Raw genomic sequence first — 17,036 nt, forward strand, 5'->3', positions numbered from 1 at the left:
AAAAGCCCCGCGAATAGATCCAATTCCACCGATCACAATCACCACAAAGGCGAGGATCAAGAGATTATCGCCCATGCCCGGTTCAACGGACAGGATTGGAGCGGCCATGATACCGGCAAAACCTGCCAGCATTGTTCCAAATCCAAACACGATCATGAACAAACGGCGGATATTGACGCCCAGCGCTGCGACCATGTCCGGATTTGTTGCCCCTGCCCGCACCAGCATTCCGATGCGTGTGCGTGTTACAAGAACATAGAGAAGCAAGGCAACACCGAGGCCAGAGCCAATCAGGGCGATGCGATATATCGGATACCGCAGATTATCCATGAGCTGGAAAGATCCATCGAATGCAGCCGGGATCGGCAAGGATAAGGGCGCCGCGCCCCATATCACCTTCACCGCTTCATTGAGAAAGATAATGACACCGAAGGTTGCCAACACCTGATCCAGATGGTCTCGATCATAAAGATGCCGGAAGATCAAAAACTCAAGCGCCAGCCCCGCGAGCAAAGAGACTATGAGCGCAAACAGCAACGCCAGCCAGAATGACCCGGTGAGCTGGTACCCGGCAACAGCCAGGTAGGCCCCCAGCATATATTGAACCCCATGGGCCAGGTTGATGAAGTCCATCACCCCAAAAACGAGCGTAAGTCCCGCAGCGATCAGGAACAAAAGCACACCAAGCTGAAGGCCGTTCAGTGTCTGGACAGCAAGAAGAGTTGCGCTCACAGCACAATATCCATTTTGATCATTGAGTTTAAGTTTGGACCACCGGGCAGGTCACGCCCTGCCCGGTTTTAGCCCAAAGCCAAGCAGTTAGCTTACATTCTGCACTTGCCGGCGTAAGCATCGGTCTTATCGTCAAAGACTTCTCCACCGCTCAGTGACAAACGCCCCGTCTTCGAAACTGCTTTCACAAGATAGAAGTCTGAACAGGGAACTGGTTGTTATTGAACTTGAAGTCCCCGCGCACGCTTTCGAACGGAGCAGTTTTCAAAGCTGCCATCAAGGCGTCCTTGCTTTTGTCTCCACCCGTCTTTTCCAGAGCGCCATCGATCAACCGCGCAGCATCATAGCCTTGCGCAGCATAGAGTGACGGTGCGTAGCCATACTCCGCCTTGAAATCAGCCACAAATTTGGCGTTGGCGGGGTTGTCCAGATTGGAAGCCCATTGTGCCCCGGCAAAAAGTCCAACAGCGGTATTCTGCGTTGCCGGCAGGGTTGTTTCATCCACTGTAAACGCAGACAGGAACGGGATTTCACCCTTCAAACCCGCCTGATCATATTGCTTGACCAGATTTACACCCATGCCACCCGGCATGAAGGTGAAAATTGCATCCGGCTTGGCGTCTGCAATGCGCGCCAGTTCAGCTGAGAAGTCGAGCTGGCCAAGTTTGGTGTAAATCTCGTCGGCAACTTCGCCTTCATAGTGGCGTTTGAAGCCCGCAATCGCGTCTTTGCCTGCCTGATAGTTCGGGGCCATGACAACAACTTTGCCGTAGCCTTGTTGTGTCGCATGCTTGCCCATCACCTCGTGGTTCTGGTCATTCTGCCAAGAGGTGGAGAAGAAGTATGGGCTACAGCCCTTGCCCGCAATCGGAGACGGACCGGAATTTGCGCCAACGAAAATCGTCTCCGACTGAATGACTGGCTTATAGACAGCCATCATCACGTTGGAAAACACAACGCCCGCCATCATGTCGACCTTGTCGCGCTCCAGAAGGCCCTGCACCTTTGTCAGCGCCGCATCAGGCTTCAACTCGTCATCAACGACAAGGACTTCGGTTTCCAAACCGCCCAACTTGCCATCATTTTCCTTCACTCCCAGAAGGAAACCATCACGCATATGCTGCCCCAAAACAGCGGGAGGACCGGACAAAGTTGCCAGAAAGCCGATTTTCAAGCTGTCTGCAGATGCAGCAGAAGCACCGCAAAGGATGGTAGATGCGGCTAATGCCGACAGGACTTTTTTCATAGACGTTCTCCCCTCGATGAAAGGGCCGGTTCAGTCCGACCTGAATCATTGATAACTTAACTTATAGTTGGGTCAGGGATGTAAAATCCCGCCAAAAGTATTTTAAGCATAAAATATTGAAGCTGTTAACCCCTCGAGCAACGAAACAATCTTTTAGATTTGAGCCATCAAGCCTCACATCGTTACACCCTCGTATAAATTGACAGGGATAACCCCTTCATGTTTTGACATTTCATGGGGAAGGCACAACTATTGCGCCTGCGTAAATTCGCATGCCGCATTCTTGACCTTTTTTCGGAGCAGGTATGAGAGTTACCTGCAATCGGAAATCGCAAAATGCGGTCCCATAATCGATAATTTGCGCCAAGAAGCACCTGCAAGGTTCAGTCATGTTGCTAATTCGAGAGCCAAACAACAGCCCTGCTTCCCATTTAAAATCATCACAAAACTCTGATTCTGATATTGGTTCTTCCAAAAAATTGACACCGGCCGACACAAAACTTACCCCGACACCACCCCGTAAACCTGCTGTTTTTTCTGCTCCTCCAGCTCCGGCTCGCAAACAAATTCGCTGGGCAGACGAAGCTCATGTTGTGATTGAGCCAGCAGAAAGAGCACCATCAACTAATCCCGTCGCAGCTTCAGACATTGCCAGCGGCAAAGGCCCGTTTTCAACGATCGCTCGTGGCTTGCTGACAGCCTCACTTTGTGTGGTCATCGTTGGGACCGGGATCACACTCTATCTGGCCCGACCAGATAAAAACACTGCTGCAAGCTCGTCCAATGGACCTGTCACGCAGGTGATCCGCACCAGCGCCGATATGGGCGTTCCACTTTCCGCGCAATTGGCCGCAAGCACCATCGAGCAACCAGCTCCCTCAGACCGTTTTGTTGATATCTTCAGCGTGGTGGCGAATAACACGTCCTATCTGGAAGAGCAGCTGAAGCAGGAAGCTCTGGCTCAGCTGAAGCAACTACAAACAACAGCGGCCCTGCCTCAGGCGTCCTCCGAGGTTCTGGCAATTCAAACAGCCCTGACCACCAGCTCAATCTCCGAACCTGATAGGCCCAACACCTCTCTCGGGTATGCGGACGACAACAAGTCAACCACACCAGCACAGGCAGCACTTGATGCCGTTGCGCCCAAAAAAGCTGAACCTGAGGCGATCAATCAATCAGCAGAGCGAACGGCTAAGGTCACTCCCGCAAAAGAACCAGTTCAGACCCAGCCCAAAGCAACCACTTCAACAGCTGCCAACGGCCCCAGCGGACGGATAACGTCCGCCGTTAACATGCGCCGTTCAGCCCAAAACGGCTCTACTGTTCTGGCCGTTGTGCCAACGGGCGCAAATGTAACGGTCAATTCCTGCGACAAGTGGTGGTGCTCGATCACATTTGAGAGCAAGACCGGGTATGTGGCTCGCCGATTTGTAGACCGGGCGGGATAGCCAATGGCGCGCCTGCACCGAACCTTTCCATTTGTGCTGGCGCTGCTTCTGCCAACTTCCTCTGCTCTTGCTGGCGGACGGACTGCGTGATCTACGCACCGATATGCAACAGTTACGCAAACGACAGTCTGCTTGGCGACACTGTCAGTGGCGGCATGGCAGGTGCTGTCACTGGCGGGGAATGGGAAGGCCAAAGTGGAGCCGAACGCGGTGCGCGAGTTGGCGGCGCCCTTGGCGTCCTAAACAATCTTGGTTCGCTACCCGGTGGTTGGCAGGCGCTTTACGACACGGCCTATCAGCTTTGTGTTCAAGGCAACACGACTTCCAATCAACCGATCCCGGGCGCAGGTCACATTCGCAGTCATTGCGGATCTTCAGCACGCTACAACGCCCCACTGAGAGACCCCAGAACCGGCGGCATTTCAGCAGGCTCAGCGCGCCCAGGTTGCCCCTAATCGACTTCGGGAAAGCAATTACACTTGTCCAGATGAGAAACCGATCGGGATCGGTTGACGTTGCGCGTGCAAACAAGTCAACTTGCAGTCACAAGACTGAATTGCCAATAGGGATTCTCATGCCATTGCCTTGCCGTCATTTGCTTCTTCCTGCTCTTGCTCTCACCCTGTCAATTGCCCCGGCTTTCGCTCAGCAATGCGGCGGCGATTTCCGCCAGTTCCTTGCAGGAGTGAAAAAGGAGGCCGTTGCCAAAGGTCTTTCTGCGAAAGCTGCCGACGCAACACTGTCTGGCGCTCAAATTGATCGCAAGGTTCTCGCCCGAGACCGTTCACAGGGCGTCTTCAAAATGCCCTTCATAAATTTCTCCCAGCGCGTGATCTCCGGTCACCGGATGCAGCACGGCGCGAAAAACATGAAGAAGTATTCCGGCATCTTCGCCCGCACCGAAAAGGAATATGGCGTCCCAGCCCCTGTGATCTCCGCCTTCTGGGCGCTGGAAACGGACTACGGTGCTGTCCAAGGCGACTTCAACACGGTCAATGCCTTGGCAACGCTCGCCCATGATTGCCGTCGCCCGGAACTCTTCCGCCCACAGCTGATCGCAGCCATTGAAATGGTGCAACATGGTGATCTTGATCCGCGCCGCACCACCGGCGCTTGGGCCGGGGAAATCGGCATGGTGCAAATGCTACCTGAAGACATCATCAAGTTCGGCAAGGACGGCAATGGTGATGGCCATGTCACTCTCAAAAAGAGTGCGGAAGACGCAATCCTGACTGCAGGCGCTTTCATCCAGAACCTTGGTTGGCGACGTGGTGACCCATGGCTTCAGGAAGTTAAGGTTCCCGGCAATCTTGACTGGAGCAAAACAGGTCTCAAAACATCCATGCCGGTGGCCGATTGGGCCCGCCTTGGCATCACAGCACGTTCCGGCAAACTGCGCACGGATCTGCCTGCATCACTGATCCTGCCGCAGGGACGGAAAGGCCCCGCCTTCCTCGCCTATCCGAATTTCGATATTTACCTCGAATGGAACCAGTCGTTTGTTTACACGACGACGGCGGCCTATTTTGCAACCCGCCTTGGCGGTGCACCGGTTTACAACAAGGGCAATCCGGACAAGGGCCTGAACGACGCGCAAATGAAGCAACTGCAAACCAAGCTGCGCGCCATGGGTTATGACGTTGGCAAGATCGACGGCATTTTGGGTGCTGGCACACGGGGCGCTGTCCAGGACGTTCAGAAAAAGCTCGGCCTCCCGGCAGACGCTTGGCCAACCCCAACACTATTGAACAAACTATAAAACAAACCGGTGGGTTCGCCCTCACCCACCCACATCTTCTGGTGCAATAGCCAATGTCTTGACGATGGCGTGGATAGAGACGCCTTCGGCGAGATCAAGACTATCGGCGGAACGACGGGTCACGCGGGCGAGAACGGAGCCTGCCGGGGTTTTGACCGAGACAAGCGCCCCCGGCCCCTCGCCGCTTCTGATCGTCTCAACGGTTCCCGGCAAAATATTGAGTGCAGACAGGCCCTCAGGTGCCTGACGCGACAAGATCACGTCCTGAGCCGGGATACGGACCCTCAAGCGGTGCCCCGTCGGCACCGGCACCTTGGGCAAAAGCAATCGGATACCGCCAGCATCCAGTTCAGAAAGACCATCTTCGTGGTGTGCAATCACCACAGCTTCAATCAATGCACCGGCAGCCCGCGCACCGGCAGGCAGCACCATCGGATCGCCCAAAACTTCAACCGCCGGACCTTGCTTGGCGACTTTCCCATCCTCCAAGGCCACCACGGTCGTCGCCAATCGGCCGACCTCAGTGGGGGAATGACTGACATAAAGGATTGGCACGGACACTTCGTCCCGAAGACGTTCAAAAAACGGCAAAATTTCCTGTTTGCGCTCTTCATCCAGCGAGGCCAATGGCTCGTCCGCAAGGATCAGTTTCGGGTTGGATAACAGCGCCCGACCGATCCCAACCCGCTGCTTTTCACCACCAGAAAGCTTTTGAGGCCGCCGATCCAGCAAATGGCCAATGCCCAGCATCTCGACAATCCGGTCCAGCTCGGCAGACTGTTGAGATTGGCCAACAAACCAGCGGCCATACAGAAGGTTCTGACGCACATTCAAATGCGGGAACAACCGACCTTCCTGAAAGATGTAACCAAGCCGCCGCTTATGAGGGGGAAGATTTGTACCGGCCTCGCTGTCCAACAGTACCCAATCCTCGACCGAAATCCGCCCAGCCTTTGGGCTGAGGAGTCCAGCTACCGCGTTAATGATGGTTGTCTTGCCCGAGCCAGAGCGGCCATACAGCACCGTGATTCCTGAAGGCGCTTCAAACTCGGCCTTCAAGGAAAAACTACCAAAGTCATGGGAAAGGCGAACCGACAGCGTCATACGCCACCTACCCGCTTCGCGACCCGCCGCGACAGCATCTCGGACAGGAGCAACGCGCCCATGGATACAATGACGGAGACGATCACCAGTCGCAGCGCTGAGTTTTCGCCGCCCGGAACCTGCAGAAATGCATAAATTGCAGTTGGCAGGGTCTGCGTTTGTCCTGGAATATTGGACACAAAGGTGATCGTCGCACCGAATTCACCCATAGCCTTGGCAAACGCCAGAATGCTGCCCGCCAGTACACCGGGCAAGATTAACGGCAGCGTAACGGTCAAAAACACCCAGGGCGGCGAAGCGCCAAGCGTTGCACTCGCCTGCTCCAGTTTGACGTCAACAGCCTCAATAGAAAGGCGAATAGCCCGGACCATAAGCGGAAAGGCCATGATCGCTGCCGCGAGGGCTGCACCCGTCCAGCGAAACGCAAACACGATGCCCAATTCTGCCAAGAAGCCGCCCAAGGGCGCTTTGGGAGCAAAGGTAACGAGAAGCAGATACCCTGTGACCACCGGCGGCAGAATAAGAGGCAGATGCACAATCCCGTTCAAAAGCTGACGACCGGGAAACGACCACCGCGCAAGCGCATAAGCAGTCAATACTCCAAGCGGAAGGCTGACCAGAGTTGCCCAAAAAGACACCTGCACCGACAGGTGAACCGCCTGCCATTCCGCCGGGCTCAGCATCATCCGCCCACTGCCCCAGCAACAGTCAAAAAACCATGAGCCTTGAGCAACGCTTGGGCCTCAAGGCTTTGGAGATAGGACATGAAATCCTTCGCAGCTTTGGAGCCCCGCCCATCCACCACAGCTGCGGGATACAGGATTGGAGGGTGGCTATCCTGCGGAAACCGGCCCAGAACAGTCACGTTGGGCTCAACAGCGGCATCTGTTTCATAAACAATGCCCAGTGATGCTGCTCCTAGCGCCACTAAGGCCATTGCGGATCTCACATTGTTTGATTGCGCGACCTGTCCTTGAACACCCTGCCAGAGACCGAGATGTTCTAAAGCAGCCTTGCCGTAAATCCCCGCAGGTACTGCTTCAACCAGCGCCATGGCCAGTTGTCCGCCGTCAAGCGCACCGGCAAGATCAAACTTGGATGTGATTTCGGCCGGGTTGGTGTCAGACGGTGCGCCTGCACGGATCAACGCCAGTCGATTTCCTGCAAAATTGAACCGACTGTCCGGCTCTAGATACCGACCGCTCTCCAGCTGGTCCATCCAGTCGCGATTGGCCGAGATAAAGATGTCGGCAGGTGCGCCATATTCAATCTGACGGGCGAGAGCGGACGAGCCAGCAAAGGACAAGACTATCTGGTAGCCGGTCCGTTTTTCAAACGTGCCTGCCAGATCCTCCAGAACGTTTTTCAAGCTGGCGGCCGCAAAGACCGTTACACTTTCTACCCTTGCGGTGGCAGCCATTTGCCCCAAGGCGTTGAAGCTCATCAGGAAAGCGCCAAGAAGCAGGATCAACCTGCTCCCGAAACGCCTGCCCTTCCTGATGATTTGCATGCCGATCCCGCTATGCTGACCTGAATTTTGCCAACAATTACAGCACCGACCACGAATGGCAATGGCCTAAACGAAGGGCTTTAGCGCGGTGCCATGCGGATGGCACCATCGAGACGGATGGTTTCGCCGTTAAGCATGTCATTTTCGATAATAGCGCGAACCATCTTGGCATATTCCGTTGCCTTACCAAGACGAGATGGGAACGGCACCTGAGCGCCGAGAGAATCCCGCACCTCTTGAGGCAGGCCCATCAGCATCGGCGTCTCAAAGGTGCCTGGCGCAATTGTCATGACACGAATGCCGGATTTTGAAAGGTCCCGCGCGATTGGCAGGGTCATGCCTGCGACCCCCGCCTTGGATGCAGCATAGGCCACCTGCCCAATTTGGCCGTCAAACGCGGCAACAGATGCCGTGGAGACGATAACGCCGCGACCGCCATCCTCAGTGACAGGCTCTAGCCCCGCCATTCCCGTCGACGCCATGGCAATACAGCGGAATGAACCCACAAGGTTCACATCGATCACCTTCTGAAACATGTCCATCGGATGTGGTTCACCGCGCGATGTGGTTTTGGCAACAGGAGCAATACCAGCGCAGTTCACAAGAATGCGTTCCTGACCATGGGCCTCGCGACCGACCCTGAACCCGGCTTCTACGCTGGACTGATCCGTCACGTCGACTGATACAAACAGACCGCCAATTTCCTTGGCAGTTGCCTCACCCTTTTCCGCATCCCGGTCAAACAATGTGACCTTTACCCCTTCAGCAGCCATCATGCGGGCTGTTGCAGCTCCCAATCCGGAAGCGCCTCCAGTTACAATTGCAGCTGTGTCTTGACCGATTTGCATGAATTCCTCATTGATTTAATTCTATATCATTATAATATAATGATTTTTTTAGATTGATTGACGAAAACGTCACTCCGTAGCCTAAAGGTGACGAAAAACCCTGCTTCGGTCAAGCATTTTGAATGCCGCTCAGGCCAATACCTGCAAATCCAATGGTTCGCGCAATCCCGCGACAGAACGCATTATGCGCCGCTCACCGGGTGTGCCGTCGTATCCCTGTTCAAGAGCCAAATCGAAAGTGCTCGCGTCCGTTAAAACGCAGGAGCATTCGGCTTTGTTGGCATCTTCCAATTTTGCGGCACGGTTCACAGCATCCCCAATAACGGTGAACTCCAATCGTTCACTGGACCCGACCACGCCAACGGTCACAGGCCCGGCAGACACCGCCGTGCCGATCAGGAAGTCTCTCGGCCATCCCAGTTCCCTGAACCGGAGCCCTTCGGCTGCAATTGCAGTTACCAGTTCCTGAGCAGCAGAAAGCGCATCAGAAGCATAACTGGTCGAGGGATGGACGGCACCGAAGGTTGCCAGAATCCCGTCACCAAGGAACTTGTCGATCCGGCCACCATGCCCCTTGATGATGCCAATGGCCGTTTCCTGATACGCAGCCAGAATTGCCATCACTTTATCCGGAGGCAACTGGTCGGCTGTTCGTGTGAAGCCGCGAATGTCGACATAAAGGATCGCCGCCTCTCGAACCGTCCCCTCCCCGGCTTTCAGCGAACTTTCCGCATCCGTAATGGAGGCGGCAACTTCCGGCGCGAAAAAGCGTTTCAAATCGGACGCGGCCGCGTGGTCACGAACGGAAGAGAAAAGCAACTCGCGGCCCCGAAAGAGCGCTGCAGATAATAGAATTGTCACGGTGAGAATGACGACAGTCTTGTCTAACTCGGCCCCGATCAAAACGCTGTTTTCAGTAAGATATTCCACATAGTTTCGCGTGATATGCATGCCGTCCATATCTGACAGAACAGCATAGCCGACAAGGCCCAGCCACCCGGCAACGGCCACAAGCCCAGTGGTCAAGACAAACCGGGGATCGAACCGCAAAGCCCGAAGCCCAATGAAGATGAAAACATACATCAGGGTTGGTGCCTTGAGATAAAAGGTCGGCGGTTGGTTGTATTGAATATGGAAGGAGAAAATCAGCCCAACCAATAACGCCATATCGACGCCAATGGACAGCAGGAGCAGCCATGTTGGCAGTTCAAATCGATATGACAGAACCAGTCGGACGACGGTAAAACCGAAATAAATCGCAAGAGCAACCGGTACAAAATTAAACCCATCTGCTCCTTCAGCACGCGGCGCAAGCAGATAAAGCGTTGAAAACAGGCTGACAATTCCGAGTTGAACCCATGAAATCAGGCGCTCGGACGCATTTTCACGTTCGCGGATTTCGGCGCGCACACGTTGCGGAATACCGGTTTCCGGCGGTCCTCCGCGGAGAATATAGGTAATCCATCCCGACCCATCCGACATACCTTGGCCAATGCTCCTTATCGTCGCTGCGTCCAACGCCCCGATTTTTCGCAGCGTCAAATAAGACCAAAGATCGGTGTTTTGGGTTCGCAAAACAAGGGCACTTGCCGATACGTGATCCGCCGTGATGCCGGGATCACGGTTTGAGGATCAGTCCTTCTTTTGCAACGAGCGTGCCCGGATAAACATCCGCGGCAGCTGTTCCGATTTCGTCGAGTTCATCGTCAACACGGCGCGGATCGTGATGGAAAAGCACAGGCGTTTTCACCTCTGCTTCGCGCGCCAGCTCAACGGCTTTTTGCCAAGTTGAGTGGCCCCAGCCGATATAGGTTTCATATTCCTCGTCGGTGTACATGGCATCATAAATCATGATGTCTGCCCCTTCGACGAAGCCGGGGAGCTTTGCATCTATCTCCACGTTTCCATGCTCATGGTCCGTGATGATGCAAATCACTTTACCTTGAAATTCAATGCGGTAACCACAAGCTCCGCCCGGGTGGTTGAGACGCATTGTACGCACGGTCGCATCGCCACAAACCGGCAACTCGCTACCAACCTGATAATCACAGAACGAGAGCGCTTTCAGCGATTTTGCGGCCAGAGGGAATACAGGCGGGGACATGATGCGATTGACCACGTCTGCCAGTTTCAGCTCAGGTTCTTCAAAGTGCCCCGCCCATGCATTGATCTGGGAATCGGGGTCAAAGGCTGGCCAAAAGAATGGCAACCCGCAAATGTGATCAAGATGCGTGTGGGTGAAGAGAATATCCATGTCAGCGGATTGTTTTTTCTGACACAGCTCCATTCCAAGGTTACGAGCGCCAGAGCCACAATCGACCAGCATGCGCGCATTCCCTGCCCGAATTTCCAGACAGCTGGTTTCTCCACCATAGCGAAGCGTGCCGGTGCCGGGCGTTGGAGTTGATCCACGCACACCCCAGAACCGTAGGGAAAACTCTTCAGACACTCAGGTTCCTCGCTTCCTCGAAATGGAGATACTGCCAACCCAAATCATCCGGAAAAGGCGTTGACACTCTCCAAACTTCTATTGTTGCGCCGCAGCCAAATCCCGTGTTGTTCGCTCCAGTCGAAGCGCAAGTGTTCTCATCACCTCTAGTGATATATCGGGAAACTCGGTAAGCAATTTCAAGAAGTCGTCCTTAGAAACTGTCAAGACATCCATGTCCGAAGCCGCAGTCAGGCTGGCCGTTCGGGGCACATCACAAATAATTGCGATCTCGCCAACAATGTTGTTTTCCGCCACTTGAGCGACAGTTTTTTCGCCATCCGGCGTGTTCACAAGAACGTCTGCCGTACCTTTGAGGATGATGAAGGCAGAATCTCCCGGTTCGCCCTGAATACACAGCCGCTCACCTTGCTGATACTCCGTTCGATCACTAATAAACGCCAGCAACCTCAGTTTTGTCTCGTCGATGCCCCGAAAGAGCGGCACGCGCCGCAAGGCTTCGACTTCTGTTTCCAAACTCATTCCGACCTCCCGCTCAACGCGTCATTTGTGAAACAAACAAAATGCGGTTGGCTTTTTCATCCACAAAAGCACTTTAAAACCAATCACTCAAGCCTTCCGACGAGAGGTTGACGATATGCGCCCCTGATCCATCACGGCATGCGCTTCAAATTCCGCTGCAAGCTCTTCATTGGGAACACCGAACACCAGGGTGCGTCCATCCAACAGCTCTCTCAAAGTGGCGCGAAGCTCACGGTCCTCATCATTGAGACCGGTCGCAATATCATCAAGGATGGTGATCCGGGCGTTTTTCAAAAGGCCGCGCACAAGCGCCAAGCGGCGACGTTGCCCCGCAGACAAGCGCGATCCGGCCACCCCAACATGATACCCGAACCCGGCATACATGATTGGCTCCCGCAGCCCCATTTCTTCCACCAAAGATCGGATCACCTGATCGATCCGCTGGCGGGCATCCCGGCGATCAACGCGCGCACGTCCGAACAGAAGGTTGTCTTCAATCGTAAGCGGCGGAAGATACGTCTCCGGATCAATACCGACAAAATTCTCGCTGTTGCCAACCACGCGTTGCTGGAACTGTTTGCGCGCCTCAATGACCTCAGCTTTCAATTCGTCGGTCATGATGCCCAAGCGGTGTCTGGCTGGAACCAACTTGAACGCAAGCCCGACAAGACGAGATTTATCGTTGTCACTGAGGCCCGGGCGTTGATTGCCGGATTTGGCGACCCGGACGATCCGATCAAACTCCGGCAAATCTTCCTGCGTGATAAACGAATAGGTTCCCAGCAAGCCACTATCGCCAGAGACGTTGGCAAAGAGTTCCACCATGGTTTCAGCAATCTTCAGGCCGATTTCTCGAAGCTTCAGATCAAGACCGGTCTCAGCAAGGAAGGCTTTGACTTCCGGCACATCAGGGATCTGCTCCATACCCATTTCAGGGTCTGTTGGAACGGCAAAAAACAGGTTCTCTGCCAAGGTTGCACTGGCATTGAAACTGTCGAGGTTCCAAAGCTCAACAAGATTGGCAAGGTTCGGATCATCTGCAATCCGTTTGGCCAAAGTGGAGCGCACTGACAAGATACGATCTGCAAAGGCATCATCCATCGATGGATCGAAACGCGACTGCAGGCCAAGGCGGTAGATATCGGCATCCAGCCCCACTGCGGTCAGCAATGACAGGGCTTTCTGATCCAACTCAGCAGCATTCGTGACACCAGCTGCCGGATAATCTTCCCAACTTGCTGCAATGTCGTAAGTTGGGTTTTTGGTTTCCTTGGCTTCGCTCAACCGGCGCTGATAGTCACGCAAGTCTTCACCCTGCCGCTCAATGGTTTCAAGCGGACGGTGGCGCAGGCCATAGTAAAGGTTGTCCCGAATGGTGCCTGTCCAAACGTGGATTGAACCGCCGACAAATGCGACTTCACGCCCAAGGGTTGCCTCACTCAAGCGATCCAGATTTTGCCCGCCGATTTCCACCCGCCCCGAAGATGGGCTAACCAGTCCCGCAACTAGCTGCAGAACCTCTGCCCGTCCGGAGCCGTCTCCGCCAACGACTGCAACGTTGCTGTTCTCCGGGATTTTTAAAGAAGCATCAAAAACCTCCTGCCCCGCAGCTCCGCCGGAGAAGGTGACATTCTGGAAGACAATGTCGCCCTCCAGTTTGACGGTTTCATCACCTGTCAGGCGCTCGACGGGATAGATGTCAGCTGGATCAAAATTCTCAACAACGGTCTGGTACTTGACCGAGACATCAGCTGTCATCTGATAGTAAGCCAGCAGCTCTTTCCATGGGCCGGCCAGATCTTTATAGGCCGCGATCACCGCCAGAAGCGCGCCGATACTCAAATCCCCTTCGATCACCAGGTACCCGCCAATCAGGTAGAAGAAGAACGGCGTCAGCTGGTTCATGAAGTTATTGAGAAACTTAATGAAATACTTCCGGTTAAAGATCTCGTACCGGATCTTGAAGTTCTCATAGAGCCGGTCGGACAGGTCGGCGGAATGCCACGCGGATGCATCATTTGCGTGGATTTCGGGCACGCCCGTAATACTCTCCCCGACCTTGTCCGCAATCAAACGGACATTTTTGACCCGTCGCCGGGACAGCAAGACAACTTTCCGCTGAAGCTTGGGAATAATGTATGCTTGGATTGGGTATGAGCTGATGGCGGCAAGCCCAAGCAACGGGTCTTGCATGAAGATGAAGCCGAGTTGCACAAACAGCATACCGCCCTGATAGGCGGGCAGCGCGAAGGCTTCTCCGATAAATCCGCCAACATCTTCCACTTCCGATGTGATCATCGGAATGATCTCGCCAGAGCTTATTTTGCGGAAATGAGGGAGGCGAAAACGCAACACACGTTGAAAAAGTTCAAACCGCAACCGGCGCAACATGCGCTCGCCTAAACGTCCTTTATAAACGTTGATATAAAGCTTCAGTCCGTTCGAGACGACAACAAGTCCAAGAAATGAAAAGCATAGGAAAATCAAATAGGAGATTTGATCGAATTCGAAAGACAAAATGCTCCTGGGGAAACCCTCCCCCTGCACAGCATCGTTGACGATCAGCTTCGGAAGCTCCAGCAGTATATACGTGACTGGATAGGATAATACAGTGACAAGTAAAATGAATATTTGCTGGCGCGAGCTGAACTTCCAAATAAAACTGAAGAGATTCTTTTCCATTGCGCCATCCGAAATGAATACTGCCCGCCTGACCCTCGAGTCAGATCGGGAATATTACCCATTAAGTTGGAATGTGCCAGTCACGATTCTCCCAGCAGGTTTCATAAGCCATTGACGCACACTCACAGTTTTGAAAGGGTGGGCTTCTCAACAGACACAGAAAGACGTGACAACTTGGCGTTTGGCGGTGCATAAGGCCGCACACGTGCCAGGAAATCCAAAAAGCCAAGTATGCGTTCCAAATCGCCAAAGATCCTTATTTATAGTCATGACTCCTTCGGACTGGGACATCTACGCCGCTGCCGTGCAATCGCGCATTCCCTTGTCAAAGCCTACGGCGAGCTTTCTGTTCTGATCCTCTCGGGTTCGCCGATCATTGGCAGCTTCGAGTTTCGCTCCCGCGTAGATTTCGTCCGCATTCCAGGTGTCATCAAATTGCGGGACGGCGAATACACGCCGCTTTCCTTGCACCTGGACATTGAGCATACGCTGGAAATTCGCTCGTCCATCATCGAGCACACGGCGAAGGTGTTTGAACCGGATATATTTATCGTCGACAAGGAGCCCCTGGGGCTACGCGGCGAGGTTCTTGGCACTCTGGAAGCATTGAAGCACACCAAGACCAAGCTTGTACTCGGACTTCGGGATGTCATGGACGATCCCGAAATTCTGGCACAAGAGTGGGAACGCAAAGCTGTCATGCCTGCGCTCAAGGATCTGTATGACGAGATTTGGGTTTATGGCCCTGAAGGCGTTTGCAATCCGGTTGAAGGCATAGACCTTCCCAATGGTGTTCCGGAGAAACTTCGCTATACCGGGTATTTGCGGCGACACTTGCCTGAAAACGCGGAAGGCGCAGCGTTGCCTGCTCCATTTGGGGAGCAACCCTACATTCTTGTAACACCGGGTGGCGGCGGCGATGGCGTGGAAATGGTGGACTGGGTCATGCGTGCCTACGAAGCGCACAGTCGGCCATTGTTCCCTGCCCTGATCATTCTTGGTCCCTTCATGCCGGCAGCGGCCGTCACGCAGTTTACCGAACGCGCTGAACATCTGCGCGACGTTGAAATTCTGCGCTTTACGCCTCAAATCGAACCCTACCTTGCCAGCGCCACGGCAATTGTCGGAATGGGCGGTTACAACACGTTCTGTGAGATCCTGTCCTTCGACAAGCCCACCTTGATGGTTCCGCGCATCGTTCCACGCCGCGAACAAGCCATACGGGCCGCCCGCGCTGAAGAGCGAGGTCTGTTGAAGGTTCTGCCGATCGACAAATACCCGGACCCACACTTGATGACTGAAGCGTTGGCGGAACTTCCCCATGCTCCATGCCCATCAGCAGCTGGTATCGAGAACCTCATGCTTGGTCTGGACCTCATTGGTGATCGCGTTGGCGAAATCCTTGAAGAAAACCGTGCCGAAGACCTCCCCCGCCAGATTGTCAATTTCTAAGTGAGCCGGATCGCCTGTCGAACCGCTCCTACTTAATCGAGACTTGCCATGTCCCGCATCGCCGTCGTGGTGAAAGGCTATCCTCGCCTTTCCGAAACTTTTATTGCTCAGGAAATTCTCGGGCTGGAACAACGTGGCATTCCGATCCTGATCGTAGCCTTGCGCAAGCCTTATGATCCTTACATCCATGACCTGCATCGGAAAATCTCTGCAGACGTCATGTATCTGCCGGAATATGTGAAAGATGACCCGGCCCGAGTGGCGCGAGCGAAGCGCTGGGCCGAAGAACAGCCCACTTATGAAAAAGCCAAAGCCCTGTTCGACAAGGACTTTGCTCAAGAAAGCAATGCAGGCCGACAACGACGTTGGGCACAGGGTTGCGTCTTTGCTCATGAGCTTCCTGAAGACATTTCGTGGATCCACACCCACTATTTGCACACCCCCTGCTCGGTCTCGCGGTACGCTGCACATCTGGCCGGTAAGAGTTGGTCCTTTTCCGCCCACGCCAAAGACATTTGGACCAGCGAAGAATGGGACCTGCGGACAAAGCTAGATGATGCCGCTTGGGGCGTGACTTGCACCAAAGTCAATGTCGATCATCTGAAGTCCCTCTCCCAAAACCCGGAGAAGGTCGAGCTGGTGTATCATGGCCTCGATTTTTCCGGCTTCCCGGACCCCGCCGACAATCCTCCCCGCCGAGATGGAACAGCAGATCCGGTTCGGCTGGTTTCAGTCGGGCGCGCGGTAGAAAAAAAGGGCTATGATGATCTTCTTGCAGCGCTCAAAAGCCTGCCTGAAACGCTGAACTGGCATTTCACCCATATTGGCGGCGGCGAACTGTCAGACACACTCAAGGCTCAGGCCGATGCGCTTGGGCTTGGTGAGCGGATCACCTGGCGCGGTGCCCAGCCCCGTGAGGAGGTCATCAAGACCTGTCAAATGTCCGACCTCTTCGTCCTACCATCCAAGCTGGCGAAATCCGGCGATCGCGATGGTCTGCCAAACGTTTTGATGGAAGCGCAATCGATGGGCATTTGCTGCTTGTCCACCTCGGTGTCCGCCATCCCGGAACTCATAATCTCCGGAGAAACCGGAATGCTCGTTCCGCCCGCAGACCCAAAAGCACTTGGCGCGGCCCTTCAAAAACTCATTGAAGCCCCAGAGGAACGAAACAAGATGGGCAAGTCTGCCGCGCATCACGTCCGCCATCACTTTGCCAGCGCGCCGGGTCTCGACCAACTGACCGAAAAATTCAAAAAGGTGCTCTGACAGACGGACTAGCCC

At 54.3% G+C, this 17,036-nt stretch carries 15 protein-coding genes; 5 read left to right on the plus strand and 10 right to left on the minus strand.

All coding sequences use genetic code 11. The annotated features are described in order from the left end of the window. Both TRICHSKD4_RS18175 and TRICHSKD4_RS18180 read right to left on the minus strand, forming a co-directional pair. Window positions 1–732, minus strand: a 732-nt coding sequence (locus TRICHSKD4_RS18175) for a branched-chain amino acid ABC transporter permease (protein WP_040617093.1), incomplete at its 3' end; no start/stop codon positions are given. 184 nt (window positions 733–916) lie between these two features. Then, window positions 917–1,978: an ABC transporter substrate-binding protein gene (locus TRICHSKD4_RS18180; protein WP_009468372.1), complete on the minus strand. Its 1,062-nt coding sequence runs from the start codon at window positions 1,976–1,978 to the stop codon at window positions 917–919. Window positions 1,979–2,571: 593 nt separating this feature from the next. Here TRICHSKD4_RS18180 and TRICHSKD4_RS18185 point away from each other — a divergent pair. The 3 genes from TRICHSKD4_RS18185 to TRICHSKD4_RS18195 all read left to right on the plus strand — a co-directional run bounded on the left by TRICHSKD4_RS18185 (window position 2,572) and on the right by TRICHSKD4_RS18195 (window position 5,185). Then, complete coding sequence (locus tag TRICHSKD4_RS18185; RefSeq protein ID WP_208993128.1) at window positions 2,572–3,426, plus strand: SH3 domain-containing protein; 855 nt, start codon at window positions 2,572–2,574, stop codon at window positions 3,424–3,426. Window positions 3,427–3,512: 86 nt separating this feature from the next. Beyond that, on the plus strand, window positions 3,513–3,881 hold the full coding sequence (locus TRICHSKD4_RS18190; protein ID WP_009468374.1) for a hypothetical protein: 369 nt from the start codon (window positions 3,513–3,515) through the stop codon (window positions 3,879–3,881). 119 nt (window positions 3,882–4,000) lie between these two features. After that, entirely contained in the window at window positions 4,001–5,185 is a 1,185-nt protein-coding gene (locus TRICHSKD4_RS18195; RefSeq protein WP_009468375.1) for a lytic murein transglycosylase, read from the plus strand. A 21-nt stretch (window positions 5,186–5,206) separates the two neighbouring features. Here the strand turns inward: TRICHSKD4_RS18195 and modC are convergent, their stop codons facing one another. The 8 genes from modC to TRICHSKD4_RS18235 form a co-directional block, all read right to left on the minus strand. Then, the gene (modC, locus tag TRICHSKD4_RS18200; RefSeq protein WP_009468376.1) at window positions 5,207–6,289 is read right to left on the minus strand and encodes a molybdenum ABC transporter ATP-binding protein; all 1,083 of its coding nucleotides are present in this window, start codon (window positions 6,287–6,289) and stop codon (window positions 5,207–5,209) included. Next, entirely contained in the window at window positions 6,286–6,975 is a 690-nt protein-coding gene (gene modB, locus TRICHSKD4_RS18205) for a molybdate ABC transporter permease subunit (protein WP_009468377.1), read from the minus strand. Before modB ends, modC begins: the two co-directional genes overlap by 4 nt. Continuing rightward, window positions 6,972–7,799: a molybdate ABC transporter substrate-binding protein gene (gene modA, locus TRICHSKD4_RS18210; RefSeq protein WP_009468378.1), complete on the minus strand. Its 828-nt coding sequence runs from the start codon at window positions 7,797–7,799 to the stop codon at window positions 6,972–6,974. Before modA ends, modB begins: the two co-directional genes overlap by 4 nt. 80 nt (window positions 7,800–7,879) lie before the next feature. Further along, entirely contained in the window at window positions 7,880–8,647 is a 768-nt protein-coding gene (locus TRICHSKD4_RS18215) for an SDR family NAD(P)-dependent oxidoreductase (RefSeq protein ID WP_009468380.1), read from the minus strand. A gap of 129 nt (window positions 8,648–8,776) precedes the next feature. Then, complete coding sequence (locus TRICHSKD4_RS18220) at window positions 8,777–10,129, minus strand: adenylate/guanylate cyclase domain-containing protein (RefSeq protein WP_009468381.1); 1,353 nt, start codon at window positions 10,127–10,129, stop codon at window positions 8,777–8,779. A gap of 136 nt (window positions 10,130–10,265) precedes the next feature. Then, window positions 10,266–11,096 (minus strand): MBL fold metallo-hydrolase, encoded by an 831-nt coding sequence (locus TRICHSKD4_RS18225; RefSeq protein WP_009468382.1) that lies wholly within the window; start codon window positions 11,094–11,096, stop codon window positions 10,266–10,268. Between the two features lie 78 nt (window positions 11,097–11,174). Then, window positions 11,175–11,618 (minus strand): cyclic nucleotide-binding domain-containing protein, encoded by a 444-nt coding sequence (locus TRICHSKD4_RS18230; RefSeq protein WP_009468383.1) that lies wholly within the window; start codon window positions 11,616–11,618, stop codon window positions 11,175–11,177. 87 nt (window positions 11,619–11,705) lie between these two features. Next, complete coding sequence (locus tag TRICHSKD4_RS18235) at window positions 11,706–14,300, minus strand: ABC transporter ATP-binding protein (protein ID WP_009468384.1); 2,595 nt, start codon at window positions 14,298–14,300, stop codon at window positions 11,706–11,708. A 231-nt stretch (window positions 14,301–14,531) separates the two neighbouring features. Here TRICHSKD4_RS18235 and TRICHSKD4_RS18240 point away from each other — a divergent pair, with 231 nt between their 5' ends. Together TRICHSKD4_RS18240 and TRICHSKD4_RS18245 are read left to right on the plus strand one after the other, a co-directional pair. Beyond that, window positions 14,532–15,752, plus strand: a complete 1,221-nt coding sequence (locus TRICHSKD4_RS18240) for a glycosyltransferase family protein (RefSeq protein WP_009468386.1) — start codon at window positions 14,532–14,534, stop codon at window positions 15,750–15,752. 48 nt (window positions 15,753–15,800) lie between these two features. Continuing rightward, window positions 15,801–17,021: a glycosyltransferase family 4 protein gene (locus TRICHSKD4_RS18245; RefSeq protein ID WP_009468387.1), complete on the plus strand. Its 1,221-nt coding sequence runs from the start codon at window positions 15,801–15,803 to the stop codon at window positions 17,019–17,021. The last annotated feature ends 15 nt before the right edge of the window (window positions 17,022–17,036 follow it).

The sequence above is a fragment of the Roseibium sp. TrichSKD4 genome, assembly GCF_000148725.1.
Lineage (GTDB): Bacteria > Pseudomonadota > Alphaproteobacteria > Rhizobiales > Stappiaceae > Roseibium.